This is a genomic window from Shigella sp. FC1544 (assembly GCF_001722145.1).
Classification (GTDB): domain Bacteria; phylum Pseudomonadota; class Gammaproteobacteria; order Enterobacterales; family Enterobacteriaceae; genus Escherichia; species Escherichia coli.
On record NZ_MECT01000579.1, the window covers coordinates 1 to 15,370 of the forward strand.

A 15,370-nucleotide genomic window follows, 5' to 3' on the forward strand; every position below is an offset into this window, starting at 1 on the left:
CCGTCGACCGTCCGGCACGGTCCATCACAGTGATAAAGGTTCTCAGTATGTATCGCTGGCCTACACACAGCGGCTTAAGGAAGCCGGATTACTGGCATCAACAGGAAGTACAGGCGACTCGTATGACAACGCGATGGCGGAGAGCATCAATGGTCTTTACAAAGCGGAGGTAATACACCGTAAGAGCTGGAAAAACCGTGCAGAAGTGGAACTGGCCACACTCACGTGGGTGGACTGGTATAACAATCGACGATTGCTGGAAAGGCTGGGCCATACTCCTCCGGCAGAAGCAGAAAAAGCTTATTATGCTTCCATCGGAAACGATGATCTGGCAGCCTGAGTTCACAGATAAAACACTCTCCAGGAAACCCGGGGCGGTTCAGTAAGAGGCAATCATGAACAGATGGCGATGGATGCGCTGGCATCCCAGCAGATGTCTTTGTGGTTGATGAATGGCGGCGACTGGTTTATTGCGCTGGCAGATAATCAACAGAAACAAGCGAAAACGGCGCTGGAAAAATGTCAGCATTTGCCCTTTATTCTTGAAGTACACAGTCGCACTGGCAAGCATGTTATTGCTCATGCGGATTATCCAGATGATGTTTATGAATGGCAAAAGGACGTTGATTTGCATCAGGTCTTGTGGAGCCGCTCGCGATTAGGTGAACGCCAAAAAGGGCAGGGAATTACAGGTGCTGATCATTTCTGGTTTGGTCATACACCGTTGCGACATCGCGTGGATATTGGCAACCTGCATTATATTGATACCGGTGCTGTCTTTGGGGGCGAACTGACTCTTGTGCAATTGCAATGATTAAAAATCACCGTACTCCTGTGCAGGTCGCCAGAAACCATCTATAAAATCCTCAATCGGAAAACAACCGCCCTGGCGGATCCGTTGATCGCTCATAGAATAAAGACACTGCTGTTCCGTGTTGTAGACATCCACAACAATATCTTCACAACCGCCATCCAGGTAGCAAACAAAAAGTACCAGCGCGAACATTTCATCCCCGAAGTGTGGTGCCGTACCGTTAAGTTTAGGAGAGATTTTACAACGGGGGAATAACCAGGACAAATAACCCGCCATGCCGACGGGTTCTTTTTGGATCAGGCAAGACGCATAATCCAGGCATCAGATTGTTGATCGTAACGGGTACGGTAAAGGACAGAGTGTTCGCCATTTAGCAGGGCAGGGATACTGGTTTCAGCATCCCAGGCATCGAGTTGCATACATAAATCGGGGTCAGATTTACAAGGAATGGTTAACGTTCGATCACCCGGCGATTCACCGTGTAATTCGCCGTCGTCGATTTCAAAAGCGCCTATGCGCACACTGGTTTTCATCTTCGTGCTCTCCATTTAGCTGCCGGTTGTGGTACGACCAGTCCGATCGCACCATTTTTCAGCCTAGTTGAGGCAGCCGAATGTGCCAGTCAAAAAGTGCGCTTTTTTTGTGCGCTGTCAGGCGTTACCGGTAAAAAGTTTCCCATCGCGCACCAGTTCACGCGGATAGCTGTTTTTCAATCGCGAACCAATCCGTTTGGCTAAACCAATCGGTTGATGCTGGAAAGTAACCAACACGTCATCCGCCACTGGCGCGGCTTGCGGGTAAACATCGCGCCCGCGATACCACTCCTCCGCTTCCTGCGGTGTCAGTTCAAAAGCGTTCACATTGTCGGGGGTGGCAAGGGCAATAACTGCTTCATGCTGCCAGCGATAACCTTTGTTGTGCGTTTCGGCAAGTTTAATCCCCAAGCGAGAAAATCGGACTTTACCGATCAGGGCTTCAATGCCCACCGGGAACAACCACAGTTCTTTGTCACGCTGCCAGAGGCGCAGGTTTTCATCCCAGTTTAAGCCAACACCTGCAGCCGCCTGGCGAATTTGTCCAGCTTCGCGATCTTTCACCGGGCTGAACGGAAAATTACCGACTTTGTATTTGGGGGCGGGTAAGGCGGGAATCGCCTGAGTTTTACGCAGACGAGCAACGAAAAAGCCTTCGCAGTCGTAAATTTGTGGGAAAACATGCAAAAAGCCTTCTTCGGTCAGCGCTTTGTTTGCACCAGGGAAGAGATCGCCAAGTGGTAAAAACTCTACTGCGTCGGGGTAAGTCTCTTTCAGCCACAGGCAAACGGCTTCGTTTTCTTCCTGGTTTAAGGTACAGGTCGAGTAAACCAGCGTACCACCAGGACGTAATGCATGAAAGGCGCTGTCGATAAGCTCCCGTTGTGTAGCTGCGATTTCCTGATTGCTTTCTGGTGACCAGTTTTTTAGCGCATCGGGATCTTTACGCACCACGCCTTCGCCGGAGCAGGGAGCGTCCAGCAAAATGGCATCAAACATTTCTGGCACTGCCGCACCAAACACGCGGCCATCAAAATGTGTGAGCGCAACATTACTGATGCCACAGCGGCTGATATTGGCATGTAACACTTTTACCCGACTGGCGGAAAACTCATTGGCAAGGATTGCCCCTTCGTTATTCATCCGCGCGGCAATTTGCGTCGTTTTTGAGCCTGGCGCAGCAGCGACATCCATCACCCGCTGTGGTGCATTACCGTCAGCAAACAAGGCGGCGACGGGCAACATTGAACTGGCTTCCTGAATATAAAACAGGCCACTTAAATGCTCGGCGGTACTACCCAATGGCAATGCATCTTCATTGTCGCGTTCAATCCAGAAACCTTCTTCACACCACGGAATTGGCGTAAGCGTCCAGCCATAAGGAGCGGTTAATTGCAGGAAATCAGCAACGGAGATTTTCAGCGCATTAACGCGAATGCTGCGGCGCAACGGGCGCTGACAGGCGGCAAGAAAATCATCAAATGAGAGCGTCGAAGGCATAGCTTCGCGCATTTGTGTCAGAAACGCGTCCGGGAAATAAACGGTGTGTTGGGCCACGAGCATGTACCACTGGCAAAAAAACAGGCGCGCAGTTTAGCATAAACGCTCCGGCGCAGGCACGCCGGAGCAGTGGGCATTATTTGGGAAGCGCAGTTCCCCATTCACGCCACTCTTTCGGTTCACTTTCCTGCAACAGGAAGTGTTTGCCTTCCTGGGCTTTCGGTGCCAGTGGCGTACCCGGAGGCGTGGCGAAGGCGATGCCGCCACGGATAAACTGGTTAAAGGTGCCGGTTTTCACTACGCCGCCCGTCAGACCAAAGTCCAGACTGTAACCCGATGCCAACCAGAAGACGGAATTGTTACGCACCAGGTGTTGATAGCGTTTACTGATGCGCATCGCAATCATCACGCGATCTGACAATGTCCCCAGCGTCATTCCGGTAACCGTACCTACTTCCAGACCACGGAACAGCACAGGCGTACCAATACCTAACGAACCGGCTTCCGGTGCTTCGACAATAATGCTTAAGCCATCCAGGTAACGCGAATCAGTAATAGTAGCTTCTTGCAACTCAAAGTCACGGCGAGGATTACCCCGACCTGGTTCGACATTGATATACGGCTGGAGGATAGTATCTAGATGCTCAACGCCCGCGGCTGAAATTTGCGGTGTGACCACCGAGAAGCGCGTACCGCCGCGGGCGAAGGTCTGGACATACTCCGGATAGAGCACCGCCTTTGCCTGTACTTCATTGCGCGCGGTAATCAGATCCAGCGTCTGGATTTGCCCGATATCAATACCGAGATAGCGAATTGGCATCCCGACCGCCAGTTTTCCGGCATCGAAAGCGTGAAGCGTAATCTGCCCACCAACCGCACGGGCCGCTGTTTCGGAAGCATACAGAATTCGTTTGTCGCCTTTACGCTGACTGGCGCTGGCACCGCTGAGGTTATCGAAGCTAATGGCTCCCTTTAATGCTCTGGAGAGCGGGGATGCCTGTACGGTCAGGCCACTACCATTCAGCTGAACTTTCCCCCCGCCTTCTGCCCAGAACACGCTATTGCTGGTCAGAAGGTTGCGATACTCCGGCTTAATATGCAGATCGATATCAAACGCGTTAGCTCGCGGACGCACGGTAATCACTTCACCAACTTCAAATTTACGGTACAGCACTACCGATCCTGCCTGCACATCCGGCAGCGTCTCTGCACTCAAACTCACGGTTGTGGTGGGTAAATCGCTAAGGCTGTTCTCCAGCGCTTTTTCCAGATTGGCATACAGTGGATAGCTGGCTTTCATCTCACCTTTATTGCGTGGCAGAATACGTATCCCGCCGTTAATCCATTCTGAGGCGCTGGCACCAAGAAACTCAACGCCATCCAGCCCCACCTTCACGTCGACACGGCTGTTGACGACAAATTTGCTATCGCCTTTTACCAGTTCGCGATGCTGAGGCTCGATGGCGACGGTAAAGGTAACGCCTTTGCTGGTGAGTTTACGATCAATAACCTGGCCTACCTGCACGCCGTGAAGAATGAGCGGCTGACCCGTATCAATACCGTAACTTTCCGGCGCGGTCAGGGTCAGCGTCAGAACATCAGGTTCATGCAGCAGTGCTTTTTCGCCTGGCACAACAACGAACTCTTTGCGTGGCTCGCCATCGCCGGGTACCAACTCGAAGGTTTTGCCAGTCAGCAGGGCGCTGAGATTGGCATCGCTAAGGGATAATTTCGGATTACGTAATTCGATGCGGGTATTTTCACGAAGTAGGGTAACGACGCTGGGATCAACTGTCATTTCCCCAGTGACTTTACCACCAGGATTTAAATCCAGTTTAGTTAGCTGTCCGACTTCCAGTCCCTGATACATTAATGGCGTCGAGTCGGCGGTTAATCCGGCCCCACTCGGCAGTTCCAGTTTGATTATTACGCCACGCTGGCTATGGGCGAGGTCTTCATACAGACCAAAGGTATCTTCCGCCTCGGCAGGTTTCGACTCTTCTGGTGAATCGAAGGCAATCGCACCGTTAACCAGTGCCGCCAGGCTTTCCAGTTTCACCTTCGCGCCACTGATACTGACATTGGCATCAACGCCGGAAACGTTCCAGAAACGGCTACCTTTTTTCACCAGATCGGTAAAACGCCGCTCGATCAGGACATCAATCACCACGCCTTGTTTGTTGGGATTGATGGCATAGTCGTAGACTTTTCCCACCGGGATCTTGCGGAAATAGACCAATGAACCGCTGTTCAGCGAACCGAGATCGGGGGCTTGCAGGTGGATCATCAGATCGCCATTGTCCAGCCGATATTTCGGTTGGGTATCGAGTGCGACAAAGTGATCCTGCTCTTTACCTGTACCCGGCATCATGCCGATATAGTTCCCACCGACGAGGGCGTCCAGCCCGGAGACACCTGCCAACGATGCTTTTGGCGTCACCAGCCAGAATTGAGTCTCTTCGCGCAGCGCATCTTTCATATCGGACTTGATGCTGACCTTGACTTCAATCTTACGAAGATCGTCGCTGAGGCTGATATCCTGCACTGTTCCGACTTCAACGCCCTGATAACGAACAGGCGTACGGCCCGGTACAATACCATCCGCCGACATAAAGTCGATGGTGACGGTATTACTTCGGTCCTGATAACTGTCCCAAATCAGCCAACCGGCAATCATTAGCGCGATGAAAGGCAGCAGCCAGAAAGGTGAGATACGGCGTTTATTTTTAATCTGCGCTTCAGTCGTCGAAGCGGGCGTTTCCTGACTCATGTGCATCCCAAAGTAAGCGGCTGTCCAGCAATTCCACAGCAAGAATAGTCAAAATTACGGCTGCGCCAAAATAAAACGCAGCCGGTCCCATAGTAAAAGCGAGGATCTGATCGCGATTAATCAGCGACATGGTTAAAGATATGACAAACAGGTCGAGCATCGACCAGCGTCCAATCCAGGTCACCATCCGCAGTAACAGAATGCGTGTGCGTAAACCTTGCTGGCATTTAAAATGAATGCTCAACAGTAAAGTGAACATGACGATCACTTTAGTAAACGGTACCAGAATACTGGCGATAAACACGATTCCGGCGACCGCAATGTTGCTACTTGCCAGCGACATAATCCCGGAAAGAATCGTATCTTCCTGCCGGCCACCATTCAGATAAATGATAGAAATAGGCAATAGGTTGGCTGGTAACAACAAAACGATTGACGCTAACAGCGCCGCCCAGCATTTTTGCAAACTATGACGACGACGCAGGCGTAGCGGGATATGGCAACGCGGGCAGCGACCACGCTGATCAGGATAGCCGGTAAAATGGCACCCAAGACAGACACGAAGTTTCTCGTCCCTACGCGTAGCGGGGCGCTGCGGATAATATCGCTCCCACAGCTCCTCAACATTAAGATGTGACAACGTCACCGTCGTTAAAATCACCAACGCCACAAAAGAGAACAAGCCGACACCCGCCTGGATATGGGCATAATCCTGTACCTTTATAGAAGCAACGCCAATGCCGACCAGGTAGATATCCAGCATTACCCACTCTTTAAGACGCTCAAGCATCAGCAGTACCGGACGTAAATTCATTCCCAGTCGGTTACCAAACCATAAATATGCTATGGAGGACACCAGAATGAGGGGGGCACCAATAACGCAGAAAAAGACCATCGCCCCCGTTATCGTATCGCCCTGTTTGGTCATTTGCCAGATGCCTTGCATGACGTTTGCGTCGATACGAATACCTAACAGCCAGATATGCAACAGCGGTTCGCCCCAGGCAAACGGCATCAGCAACAGCATGGTGAAAGCCATTGCCGCCAGGCGCGTTAGCGACCAGTCGCGCCCGTCGCGAATTTTTGCCTGACAGCGCGGACAATAGGCACTCTGATGAGAATTTATCTCGGGCAGGCTAAACAGCATGTCACATTGCGGGCAACGTTGGTAATCACCACGCGGCAGTTCCTCGCCGATTGACCTCACTGTTATCTTTTTTGTCGGCGTAATTTGTGGTGTGTTAAGAGCCATGACGTGCCAAACGTAATAAGAATTAACATTAATCTTAACCCATGATGGGAATGATCTTGAGCATTAACGCATTTAATGCTTATTTTAATAGGCTGGCAGTTCCAGGTAAGACAAACAAGTGATTATATAATGAACAAAACAGAATTTTACGCGGATTTAAATCGCGACTTTAACGCGCTGATGGCGGGAGAAACCAGTTTTCTGGCAACGCTTGCGAACACCAGTGCGTTGTTATACGAGCGTCTCACTGACGTAAACTGGGCAGGTTTTTATTTGCTTGAGGACGATACACTGGTACTCGGACCATTTCAGGGCAAAATTGCCTGTGTCCGGATACCCGTCGGGCGCGGGGTGTGCGGCACTGCGGTTGCCCGCAATCAAGTGCAGCGTATCAAGGATGTTCACGCGTTTGACGGGCATATTGCCTGTGATGCGGCGAGTAATTCTGAAATTGTTCTGCCGCTGGTGGTGAAAAATCAGATTATTGGTGTTCTTGACATCGATAGTACCGTCTTCGGTCGCTTTACAGACGAGGACGAGCAAGGCTTACGTCAGCTTGTGGCACAGCTTGAAAAAGTGCTTGCAACGACGGATTACAAAAAATTCTTTGCGAGCGTCGCAGGATAATCAACGGATAACGTAGCATTTACTGGTAGCGTCATTATAATGACGCCTGTTCATGCCTGCGCTTGTTGGCTACGTCCGTTGTAATCAGGAAATTTCATGGAAAATCAACCTAAGTTGAATAGCAGTAAAGAAGTAATCGCGTTTCTGGCCGAACGTTTTCCCCACTGTTTCAGTGCGGAAGGTGAAGCGCGTCCGCTGAAAATCGGTATTTTTCAGGATTTGGTCGATCGTGTTGCCGGGGAAATGAACCTGAGCAAAACGCAATTACGATCCGCTTTACGTCTCTACACTTCGAGCTGGCGTTATCTTTACGGTGTTAAACCCGGCGCAACGCGTGTCGATCTTGACGGCAACCCATGCGGTGAGCTGGACGAGCAACATGTAGAGCATGCTCGCAAGCAGCTTGAAGAAGCGAAAGCGCGTGTTCAGGCACAGCGTGCTGAACAGCAAGCGAAAAAACGCGAAGCTGCCGCAGCTGCTGGTGAGAAAGAAGACGCACCGCGCCGCGAACGCAAGCCACGTCCGACCACGCCACGCCGCAAAGAAGGCGCTGAACGTAAACCTCGTGCGCAAAAGCCGGTAGAGAAAGCGCCAAAAACAGTAAAAGCACCTCGCGAAGAACAGCACACCCCGGTTTCTGACATTTCAGCTCTGACTGTCGGACAAGCTCTGAAGGTGAAAGCGGGTCAAAACGCGATGGATGCCACCGTATTAGAAATCACCAAAGACGGCGTCCGCGTCCAGCTGAATTCGGGTATGTCTTTGATTGTGCGCGCAGAACACCTGGTGTTCTGAAACGGAGGCCGGGCCAGGCATGAACATGTTTTTTAGGCTTACCGCGTTAGCTGGCCTGCTTGCAATAGCAGGCCAGACCTTCGCTGTAGAAGATATCACGCGTGCTGATCAAATTCCGGTATTAAAGGAAGAGACGCAGCATGCGACGGTAAGTGAGCGCGTAACGTCGCGCTTCACCCGTTCTCATTATCGCCAGTTCGACCTCGATCAGGCATTTTCGGCCAAAATCTTTGACCGCTACCTGAATCTGCTCGATTACAGCCACAACGTGCTGCTGGCAAGCGATGTTGAACAGTTCGCGAAAAAGAAAACCGAGTTAGGCGATGAACTGCGTTCAGGCAAACTCGACGCTTTCTACGATCTCTACAATCTGGCGCAAAAGCGCCGTTTTGAGCGTTACCAGTACGCTTTGTCGGTACTGGAAAAGCCGATGGATTTCACCGGCAACGACACTTATAACCTTGACCGCAGCAAAGCGCCCTGGCCGAAAAACGAGGCTGAGTTGAACGCGCTGTGGGACAGTAAAGTCAAATTCGACGAGTTAAGCCTGAAGCTGGCAGGAAAAACGGATAAAGAAATTCGTGAAACCCTGACACGCCGCTACAAATTTGCCATTCGTCGTCTGGCGCAAACCAACAGCGAAGATGTTTTCTCGCTGGCAATGACGGCGTTTGCGCGTGAAATCGACCCGCATACCAACTATCTTTCCCCGCGTAATACCGAACAGTTCAACACTGAAATGAGTTTGTCGCTGGAAGGTATTGGCGCAGTGCTGCAAATGGATGATGACTACACCGTTATCAATTCGATGGTGGCAGGTGGTCCGGCAGCGAAGAGTAAAGCTATCAGCGTTGGTGACAAAATTGTCGGTGTTGGTCAAACAGGCAAGCCGATGGTTGACGTGATTGGCTGGCGTCTTGATGATGTGGTTGCCTTAATTAAAGGGCCGAAGGGCAGTAAAGTTCGTCTGGAAATTTTACCTGCTGGTAAAGGGACCAAGACCCGCACTGTAACATTGACCCGTGAACGTATTCGTCTCGAAGACCGCGCGGTTAAAATGTCGGTGAAGACCGTCGGTAAAGAGAAAGTCGGCGTGCTGGATATTCCGGGCTTCTATGTGGGTTTGACAGACGATGTCAAAGTTCAACTGCAGAAACTGGAAAAACAGAATGTCAGCAGTGTGATCATCGACCTGCGTAGCAATGGCGGTGGGGCGTTGACCGAAGCGGTATCGCTCTCAGGTCTGTTTATTCCTGCGGGTCCCATTGTTCAGGTCCGCGATAACAACGGCAAGGTTCGTGAAGACAGCGATACCGACGGGCAGGTGTTCTATAAAGGCCCTCTGGTGGTACTGGTTGACCGTTTCAGTGCTTCGGCTTCAGAAATCTTTGCCGCGGCAATGCAGGATTACGGTCGTGCGCTGGTTGTGGGTGAACCGACGTTTGGTAAAGGCACCGTTCAGCAATACCGTTCATTGAACCGTATTTACGATCAGATGTTACGTCCTGAATGGCCAGCGCTGGGTTCTGTGCAGTACACGATCCAGAAATTCTATCGCGTTAACGGCGGCAGTACGCAACGTAAAGGCGTAACGCCAGACATCATCATGCCGACGGGTAATGAAGAAACGGAAACGGGTGAGAAATTCGAAGATAACGCGCTGCCGTGGGATAGCATTGATGCCGCGACTTATGTGAAATCAGGCGATTTAACGGCCTTTGGGCCGGAGCTGCTGAAGGAACATAATGCGCGTATCGCGAAAGATCCTGAGTTCCAGAACATCATGAAGGATATCGCGCGCTTCAACGCTATGAAGGACAAGCGCAATATCGTTTCTCTGAACTACGCTGTGCGTGAGAAAGAGAATAATGAAGATGATGCGACGCGTCTGGCGCGTTTGAACGAACGCTTTAAACGCGAAGGTAAACCGGAGTTGAAGAAGCTGGATGATCTACCGAAAGATTACCAAGAGCCGGATCCTTATCTGGATGAGACGGTGAATATCGCACTCGATCTGGCGAAGCTTGAAAAAGCCAGACCCGTGGAACAACCCGCTCCCGTCAAGTAATATCAATCAGGCACAAGAAATTGTGCCTGATTTTTTAACAGCGGCAAGATGCCGTAAATCAGATGCTACAAAATGTAAAGTTGTGTCTTTCTGGTGACTTACGCACTATCCAGACTTGAAAATAGTCGCGTAACCCATACGATGTGGGTATCGCATATTGCGTTTTGTTAAACTGAGGTAAAAAGAAAATTATGATGCGAATCGCGCTCTTCCTGCTAACGAACCTGGCCGTAATGGTCGTTTTCGGGCTGGTACTGAGCCTGACAGGGATACAGTCGAGCAGCGTTCAGGGGCTGATGATCATGGCCTTGCTGTTCGGTTTTGGTGGTTCCTTCGTTTCGCTTCTGATGTCCAAATGGATGGCATTACGATCTGTTGGCGGGGAAGTGATCGAGCAACCGCGTAACGAAAGGGAACGTTGGCTGGTCAATACTGTAGCAACCCAGGCTCGTCAGGCAGGGATCGCTATGCCGCAAGTGGCTATCTACCATGCGCCGGACATCAACGCTTTTGCAACCGGTGCGCGCCGTGATGCCTCTCTGGTTGCTGTCAGCACCGGTTTGCTGCAGAACATGAGCCCGGATGAAGCCGAGGCGGTAATTGCTCACGAAATCAGCCACATCGCCAATGGTGATATGGTCACCATGACGCTGATTCAGGGCGTGGTGAACACCTTCGTTATCTTTATTTCCCGTATTCTGGCGCAGCTTGCCGCGGGTTTTATGGGCGGAAATCGTGATGAAGGTGAAGAGAGCAACGGCAACCCGCTGATCTACTTTGCGGTTGCAACGGTTCTGGAACTGGTGTTTGGTATTCTGGCGAGCATTATCACCATGTGGTTCTCGCGTCATCGTGAATTCCATGCTGATGCCGGTTCGGCAAAACTGGTTGGTCGCGAGAAAATGATTGCCGCGCTGCAGCGCCTGAAAACCAGCTATGAACCGCAAGAAGCAACCAGCATGATGGCTTTCTGCATTAACGGTAAGTCGAAATCGCTCAGTGAGTTGTTCATGACTCACCCGCCGCTGGATAAACGAATTGAAGCTCTGCGTACGGGTGAATACCTGAAGTAATATGAAGTAAATACTAAAAAGTGCGTCCTGATCGACGCGCTTTTTTTATGCCCTGGATCGTGGCTGAGTGATACGTAAACCACTGACACAGGCAGCAATCACTGCCAGAATAGCCGCAGCCATCAGCGAAACGTGCGTACCATTATCACCGAACTGATTTAGCATCAGCGCCACCAGTGCCGCGCCGCTACTCTGACCCAGTAGACGAGCAGTTCCTAACATGCCACTGGCTCCACCGCTACGTTCGCGAGGAGCGGAGGTAATAATGGTGTGGTTATTGGGTGACTGGAACAAGCCAAATCCAGCGCCACATAAGATCATCGGCCAGATAATATTGATATCCGCAGGTGACGCGGGCAGCAGAACCAGGGAAAAAAGCCCCGCAGCCATGATGAACAACCCTAGAGCACCCAGCAATCCTGCATGTACGCGTTCAATCAAATAGCCTGCCAACGGAGCCATCACCATCGTTGCTAACGGCCACGGTGTCAGAAGTAAACCTGTTTCGACTTCACTACGCCCGAGCACGGTTTGCAGGTAAAAGGGCAGGGAAACCATTGCCAGCATTTGTGCGCAGAAAGAGCAAACAGATGTGCAAATAGAAAGTGAAAACAGCGGGATACGCAGTAAATCCACCGGTAGCAGCGGTACGGGAAGAGAAAGCTGGCGGCGAATAAAGAAAATACCAACAACAACCATTACCACCAGTTCCGCAGCAATTAACGTCAGCGATTGCCCCTGAGCGAAACCACTCAACGCAGTGATAAGCAGGCCGAAGGTTAACGCGTTCATCACGGCGCTGGGCAGGTCGAAACGGGGTTTACTGGCGCGAGAACCATTGGGTGGCAGAAAACGCATCGCCAGAAGCAGGGCGATAATACCTAACGGTACGTTGATTAAAAATAACCATTTCCAGGATGCGATGGAGAGGATTGCTGCAGCAATTGTCGGCCCGGCAGCAGAAGAGACGGCAACAATAAACGAGTTTATGCCCATCCCTCTCCCCAGAAAACGTTGTGGATAGATCAGGCGGATAAGTGCGGTATTAACGCTCATCAACGCTGCACCGCCGAAACCTTGTATGACACGCGCAAGGGTGAGCATTTGCAGCGAATCAGAAAGGGCGCAGAACAGTGAAGACAACAGAAAAACGACCAGACCGCATTTATAAATACGTCGATAGCCAAACATATCGCCCAGAAACGAAAACGAGAGCAGGGAGATGACAATGGCGATTTGATAGGCGTTCACTACCCAGATGGAACTGGCTGGCGTGGCATGAAGGTCCGTGGCGATTGTTGGCAGGGCGACGTTGGCGATTGCGCCGTCAAGGACAGCCATCGAAATACCAATCACAATGGTTAATATCGCACCGTATCGCTGGGGCAATGGCAGGCCGTCGGCCTGAACTTTTGGCATAGGAATTTTATATCTTTGGTGAATAATCAACAGGGGTATGATTCTAGCACTGATATTCACGGTGGATGTCGCAGAATTGTAACTAACCGGCAAAAGATGGATTGCGACCCCCCTGGTGCGAAATTATAATAAAAAACAGTTCTGATTTTTATAAAACACTCGCAATGAGGTGATAAATGGCTAACGCAGATCTGGATAAACAGCCTGATTCTGTATCTTCCGTGCTAAAAGTTTTTGGCATTTTGCAGGCGCTGGGTGAAGAGCGCGAAATAGGGATAACCGAGCTGTCGCAGCGCGTCATGATGTCAAAAAGCACCGTTTATCGCTTTTTACAGACCATGAAAACCTTAGGTTATGTGGCGCAGGAAGGGGAGTCGGAGAAATATTCCCTGACCCTGAAATTGTTTGAACTGGGCGCTCGCGCGTTACAAAACGTCGATTTAATTCGTAGCGCAGATATCCAGATGCGTGAGATCTCCCGCCTGACCAAAGAAACTATCCACCTCGGCGCACTGGACGAAGACAGTATTGTTTACATTCACAAAATTGACTCTATGTACAATTTGCGCATGTATTCACGGATTGGGCGTCGTAATCCGCTGTACAGCACCGCGATTGGTAAGGTACTGCTGGCATGGCGCGATCGCGATGAAGTGAAGCAAATTCTTGAGGGCGTGGAGTATAAACGCAGTACCGAGCGGACCATCACCAGTACAGAAGCGTTATTACCCGTTCTGGACCAGGTGCGCGAGCAGGGGTATGGCGAAGATAACGAAGAGCAGGAAGAAGGGCTGCGATGCATTGCGGTACCGGTATTTGATCGCTTTGGCGTGGTCATTGCCGGTTTGAGCATCTCCTTCCCGACGTTGCGTTTCTCTGAAGAGCGTTTACAGGAATATGTCGCAATGTTGCATACCGCAGCGCGCAAAATTTCTGCCCAAATGGGTTATCACGACTATCCGTTCTGATGAGAGTAAGAACCTGTCGGAATATCAAACAGACAGGTTCTTTATTTAGCATGAGAAAAATAAAGTTGAAGGTGCGTTATATTAAACGCGCTTGCTATAAGAATATTTTACTCATGAGTGAGAATCTGGTTATTTATTACCCTTAACCATTATCGACCACGATATTGCTTTTACGTAACAGTGGGCAATCTGTTATCCCCAAGAAACCACTTTTAGTGTGCAAGTATTGTACCGTGCTGGTGCCTCTGGCAGTCAGATAGGTACATTGCAAACCTAATCCTGCGGCATTCTCTTTGCTTCCAATCAAAACGCCATATCCGCTGAGTAATAATCCTATCCATACCAGTGCTATCAGCATAACTGTGCGAATGATGAATCGCATTACAACCTCTTCTCTTTTTATGTTCGCTTAATCGTAGCGGCAATATGCGCTGAAGCAAGCTACTCATTCCGAAAAAGCACGAATATCGACATAGTTAGGCGCTGTTTAACTAACGCATGCTAGTTTAATGACATAAGGTAGGTGAAGCGGAGATTGGAGTGAAAAAGTTTCGATGGGTCGTTCTGGTTGTCGTGGTGTTGGCTTGCTTGCTGCTTTGGGCGCAGGTATTCAACATGATGTGCGATCAGGATGTACAATTTTTCAGCGGAATTTGTGCCATTAACCAGTTTATCCCGTTGTGATATCATTTTTTCAGCACTAGATTTTCTTCCTCTCCAGCAGTGGTAGAATAGCGCCTCTACTCAGAGGTGGTGAAATGAACGAAGTTGTAAATTCAGGCGTGATGAACATTGCGTCTTTGGTTGTATCGGTGGTGGTTATTCTTATCGGGCTCATCTTGTGGTTTTTTATCAATCGTGCCAGTTCACGGACTAACGAACAGATTGAACTGCTTGAGGCGTTGCTGGATCAGCAAAAACGTCAAAATGCACTGTTACGTCGTTTGTGCGAAGCAAACGAACCAGAGAAAGCAGATAAAAAGACCATTGAGAGTCAAAAATCGGTTGATGACGAAGATATTATTCGCCTGGTCGCCGAACGATAATCCTTCCTCAATCTTGAGTAACCCCGTCGTTGAAGGGTTACTCAATTCATCCTGATTATACGCACTGTCATGGTGCAACTGCTTCAAATTAAAACTCTGGTCTGACGTCAAATAATTATCATATTATTTATTTGCGTAACGGGATATCAGAAAAAGATATTTTCCTCATTAATTTATTAGGATGTTTACATCGGATTTGTGATTAAGCGTGGTATTATTTATTAGCGAAACGTTTCTCTCTTGATTTTTTTGCTCATTCATCAATTTTTCTTATTTTAAATTTTCGGTAATGCTGCCAACTTACTGATTTAGTGTATGATGGTGATTTTAAGGTGCTTGCGTGGCTTCCATTTCCATCAGATGTCCTTCCTGCTCCGCTACTGAAGGCGTGGTGCGTAACGGCAAAAGCACTGCCGGACATCAGCGCTATCTCTGCTCTCATTGCCGTAAAACATGGCAACTACAGTTCACTTACACCGCCTCTCAGCCCGGTACGCACCAGAAA

Annotated in this window: 16 protein-coding genes and 1 pseudogene; 10 read left to right on the forward strand and 7 right to left on the reverse strand. The window is 50.0% G+C overall.

Translation table 11 applies throughout. The features are described 5' to 3' along the window. Positions 1-340, forward strand: a 340-nt coding sequence (locus tag BGK49_RS23175) for an integrase core domain-containing protein (protein WP_032232706.1), incomplete at its 5' end; no start/stop codon positions are given. A 39-nt stretch (positions 341-379) separates the two neighbouring features. Continuing rightward, positions 380-814 (forward strand): annotated as a pseudogene (locus tag BGK49_RS23180) (metallophosphoesterase family protein); the annotation flags it as partial. On the opposite strand, the gene BGK49_RS23185 reads toward BGK49_RS23180, so the two are convergent. From BGK49_RS23185 to yebS, 5 genes are all read right to left on the reverse strand, one after another. Continuing rightward, a complete protein-coding gene (locus tag BGK49_RS23185) occupies positions 815-1,006 on the reverse strand; it encodes a YdfD/YebW family protein (protein WP_000457842.1) in 192 nt (63 codons plus the stop codon). A 104-nt stretch (positions 1,007-1,110) separates the two neighbouring features. Beyond that, a complete protein-coding gene (locus tag BGK49_RS23190; protein WP_001295499.1) occupies positions 1,111-1,347 on the reverse strand; it encodes a YebV family protein in 237 nt (78 codons plus the stop codon). A 117-nt stretch (positions 1,348-1,464) separates the two neighbouring features. Next, entirely contained in the window at positions 1,465-2,904 is a 1,440-nt protein-coding gene (gene rsmF, locus BGK49_RS23195; RefSeq protein ID WP_005024823.1) for a 16S rRNA (cytosine(1407)-C(5))-methyltransferase RsmF, read from the reverse strand. Positions 2,905-2,983: 79 nt separating this feature from the next. After that, complete coding sequence (gene yebT, locus BGK49_RS23200; RefSeq protein WP_005042252.1) at positions 2,984-5,617, reverse strand: lipid-binding membrane homeostasis protein YebT; 2,634 nt, start codon at positions 5,615-5,617, stop codon at positions 2,984-2,986. After that, complete coding sequence (yebS, locus tag BGK49_RS23205) at positions 5,586-6,869, reverse strand: membrane integrity lipid transport subunit YebS (RefSeq protein ID WP_024259618.1); 1,284 nt, start codon at positions 6,867-6,869, stop codon at positions 5,586-5,588. The genes yebT and yebS overlap by 32 nt, the downstream gene beginning before the upstream one ends. Before the next feature lie 129 nt (positions 6,870-6,998). Here yebS and msrC point away from each other — a divergent pair, with 129 nt between their 5' ends. From msrC to htpX, 4 genes are all read left to right on the forward strand, one after another. Beyond that, positions 6,999-7,496 carry an L-methionine (R)-S-oxide reductase gene (gene msrC, locus BGK49_RS23210; RefSeq protein ID WP_001043888.1) on the forward strand — a complete coding sequence of 166 codons (498 nt, stop codon included), beginning with the start codon at positions 6,999-7,001 and terminating at the stop codon, positions 7,494-7,496. A 96-nt stretch (positions 7,497-7,592) separates the two neighbouring features. Continuing rightward, positions 7,593-8,291, forward strand: coding sequence for an RNA chaperone ProQ (proQ, locus tag BGK49_RS23215; RefSeq protein WP_000431370.1), 699 nt, complete (start codon positions 7,593-7,595; stop codon positions 8,289-8,291). Positions 8,292-8,310: 19 nt separating this feature from the next. Continuing rightward, positions 8,311-10,359 (forward strand): carboxy terminal-processing peptidase, encoded by a 2,049-nt coding sequence (gene prc / locus BGK49_RS23220; RefSeq protein WP_024259617.1) that lies wholly within the window; start codon positions 8,311-8,313, stop codon positions 10,357-10,359. 191 nt (positions 10,360-10,550) lie between these two features. Then, complete coding sequence (gene htpX, locus BGK49_RS23225; RefSeq protein ID WP_000984517.1) at positions 10,551-11,432, forward strand: protease HtpX; 882 nt, start codon at positions 10,551-10,553, stop codon at positions 11,430-11,432. 45 nt (positions 11,433-11,477) lie between these two features. On the opposite strand, the gene BGK49_RS23230 is transcribed toward htpX, so the two are convergent. Further along, the gene (locus BGK49_RS23230) at positions 11,478-12,851 is read right to left on the reverse strand and encodes an MFS transporter (RefSeq protein ID WP_001127216.1); all 1,374 of its coding nucleotides are present in this window, start codon (positions 12,849-12,851) and stop codon (positions 11,478-11,480) included. A gap of 176 nt (positions 12,852-13,027) precedes the next feature. Here BGK49_RS23230 and kdgR point away from each other — a divergent pair, with 176 nt between their 5' ends. Continuing rightward, the gene (kdgR, locus tag BGK49_RS23235) at positions 13,028-13,819 is read left to right on the forward strand and encodes a DNA-binding transcriptional regulator KdgR (protein WP_001262182.1); all 792 of its coding nucleotides are present in this window, start codon (positions 13,028-13,030) and stop codon (positions 13,817-13,819) included. A 142-nt stretch (positions 13,820-13,961) separates the two neighbouring features. Here kdgR and BGK49_RS23240 read toward each other — a convergent pair whose 3' ends face one another. After that, positions 13,962-14,201 (reverse strand): YobH family protein, encoded by a 240-nt coding sequence (locus BGK49_RS23240; RefSeq protein WP_001211011.1) that lies wholly within the window; start codon positions 14,199-14,201, stop codon positions 13,962-13,964. Positions 14,202-14,359: 158 nt separating this feature from the next. Between BGK49_RS23240 and mgrB the strand changes: the two genes are divergently transcribed. The 3 genes from mgrB to BGK49_RS28660 all read left to right on the forward strand — a co-directional run. Beyond that, entirely contained in the window at positions 14,360-14,503 is a 144-nt protein-coding gene (gene mgrB, locus BGK49_RS23245) for a PhoP/PhoQ regulator MgrB (RefSeq protein WP_069375836.1), read from the forward strand. 74 nt (positions 14,504-14,577) lie between these two features. Next, positions 14,578-14,865, forward strand: a complete 288-nt coding sequence (locus tag BGK49_RS23250; protein ID WP_001006852.1) for a YebO family protein — start codon at positions 14,578-14,580, stop codon at positions 14,863-14,865. A 340-nt stretch (positions 14,866-15,205) separates the two neighbouring features. Beyond that, on the forward strand, positions 15,206-15,370 hold a 165-nt coding region (locus BGK49_RS28660; protein WP_047664789.1), incomplete at its 3' end, for an IS1 family transposase.

Coding starts and splice junctions, on each gene's coding strand:
- BGK49_RS23185 (WP_000457842.1), bottom strand. CDS start 1,006: ATGTTCGCGCTGGTACTTTTTGTTTGCTACCTGGATGGCGGTTGTGAA.
- BGK49_RS23230 (WP_001127216.1), bottom strand. CDS start 12,851: ATGCCAAAAGTTCAGGCCGACGGCCTGCCATTGCCCCAGCGATACGGT.
- yebT (WP_005042252.1), bottom strand. CDS start 5,617: ATGAGTCAGGAAACGCCCGCTTCGACGACTGAAGCGCAGATTAAAAAT.
- kdgR (WP_001262182.1), top strand. CDS start 13,028: ATGGCTAACGCAGATCTGGATAAACAGCCTGATTCTGTATCTTCCGTG.
- BGK49_RS23190 (WP_001295499.1), bottom strand. CDS start 1,347: ATGAAAACCAGTGTGCGCATAGGCGCTTTTGAAATCGACGACGGCGAA.
- BGK49_RS23250 (WP_001006852.1), top strand. CDS start 14,578: ATGAACGAAGTTGTAAATTCAGGCGTGATGAACATTGCGTCTTTGGTT.
- msrC (WP_001043888.1), top strand. CDS start 6,999: ATGAACAAAACAGAATTTTACGCGGATTTAAATCGCGACTTTAACGCG.
- htpX (WP_000984517.1), top strand. CDS start 10,551: ATGATGCGAATCGCGCTCTTCCTGCTAACGAACCTGGCCGTAATGGTC.
- proQ (WP_000431370.1), top strand. CDS start 7,593: ATGGAAAATCAACCTAAGTTGAATAGCAGTAAAGAAGTAATCGCGTTT.
- prc (WP_024259617.1), top strand. CDS start 8,311: ATGAACATGTTTTTTAGGCTTACCGCGTTAGCTGGCCTGCTTGCAATA.
- BGK49_RS23240 (WP_001211011.1), bottom strand. CDS start 14,201: ATGCGATTCATCATTCGCACAGTTATGCTGATAGCACTGGTATGGATA.
- yebS (WP_024259618.1), bottom strand. CDS start 6,869: ATGGCTCTTAACACACCACAAATTACGCCGACAAAAAAGATAACAGTG.